The following is a 1684-nucleotide window of genomic DNA, read 5'->3' on the forward strand; positions in this document are numbered from 1 at the left end:
ACGGCGCTGCGGGCCGGGGCAACCACGGCCGCGCTGCGCCCGGTCAGACGCGCTACAAGCGGATGTCTATCACGGCCTTGCTGCGCAACTGACCAGTATAGTCGTCAAAACGTTCCAGAGCCTTGGGCTGCCGCAAAATGGCGTCAATCTGCGGCTTGGCCTCTTCAAGGCTGAGCATTTTCATGCCTCCCCCGCCGGGACGGAAAAGGTGCACCTGGGCCTTATGCCCCTGCAGATCAAAAAGCTCCGTCACATCGCCCGGCTTCATCTTGGTGAGGCGCCCTTCCCATTCGGGATTCAGGCGGTCCCATTCCACCGGTCCCATATCACCGCCCTTTTCCTTGTTGGGCGCGATGGAATACTTGCGCGCGGCTTCTTCAAAAGTCAGCGAGCCGGAGCGGATCTGGGCGGCAATGGAAGCGGCGTTCACCTTGGGCGAGTAGACCATAACCCCCATGTGCAGACCGGTGCGGTCATACATGGTGTCTTTATGGGCCTCGTAATAGGCGCGGATTTCCTCGGGGGTGACCACAACCTTGCGGCCGACCTCCATGCTCATGATCTTTTGCCTCAACAGGCTTTTTTCAATATTTCCACGAAGTTCAGCAACACTGCTTTTCTGTTTGGCAAGCTGTTCCTCAAACTGCTGTTTGGTCATGTTGCGACCCTGCATGAGTTTGGCAATCTCGTTGTCAATATCTGTGGGTGATACGCTGACCTTCAGCCTTCTGGCTTCCTGGGCAATGAGGATATCCATGATCATCATGTCCAGAACCTTGCGGAAAACAGCGTCCACCTGCTTGGCGTCAGCGGGATTATCCGGGTTGAGTCTGGCGCGCGCCAGATCGGGCAAGGCGTTTTTTTGCAAATCAAACATGGTAATGACCTGCCCATTGACCACGGCGGCCACTTTATTGAGCTGGGCGGCCTGTACGCCGCATGCGGCCAAAAGCATGACCGCCAGCAGCAAAACAAGTGTCTTCCTCACAGGTTTCTCCCTCATGTAAGACGCAGTGCGCCTGTTTATCCTTAGATTTTTAGCTCAAAACAGCGCGACATGCAATGTCTGCCCGGCAGGCACGAGGCCAGGCCCGCGCCGCAAGGCAGCCTCACTGCAAACTGCTCTGACGGCCACACAAGCAGCCGTCCGCCACAAAGGTGCAGACCCGGCTTCGCTCATTGCCGAAGGGCTTAGAGCATTTCCACTTTGAAATTGCTCTGGCGGCTGCCGGAGCAGACGCCCGCAGCGAAGGCGTAAGCGCAGCTTCATCCGTTACGACAAAGGAAGTTACGGATGAAGACAGCAGAGCATTTGTTTGCGCTGTTAAACGCCGTAGTGAGCGCCTTAACGTATGGAAAACATACTACATCACAATAAAAGCACCGTGTACGGGCAGCAGTGCTGAAACGCCCGGGCGCGGTTCACCCGCCGTTGGCCGGGTACAGGCTCTGCCTCGCTTACATTCCCTGACCGGGGTTTTCCGTAGTGGGACGGCCCTGGCCTTCTGGTTCTTCCGGTTCTTCCGGCCCGGCCTGATTTTCACTCTCGCCCTCTTCGGCAGGCACAGCTTTGCCGCCAGATCCATTGTCGTCGGAAGAACCGCTGGAAGCGCCTTCACGCGCGGGGGTTCGAGCCGAGGGCGGGGTGAGCAGGTCAGCGGCAAGGTCTGGGTTCACGCGCACC

Annotated in this window: 2 protein-coding genes; both read right to left on the reverse strand. The window is 57.9% G+C overall.

Annotated features, from left to right (window positions below; all coding sequences use genetic code 11):
* Positions 1-52 precede the first annotated feature (52 nt).
* Entirely contained in the window at positions 53-988 is a 936-nt protein-coding gene (locus tag V6C16_RS12590; protein WP_333536783.1) for a peptidylprolyl isomerase, read from the reverse strand.
* A 470-nt stretch (positions 989-1458) separates the two neighbouring features.
* On the reverse strand, positions 1459-1684 hold a 226-nt coding region (locus V6C16_RS12595), incomplete at its 5' end, for a hypothetical protein (RefSeq protein WP_333543370.1).

Origin of the sequence: Desulfovibrio sp. 1188_IL3213 (assembly GCF_036763145.1) — a bacterium.
GTDB lineage: Bacteria > Desulfobacterota > Desulfovibrionia > Desulfovibrionales > Desulfovibrionaceae > Desulfovibrio.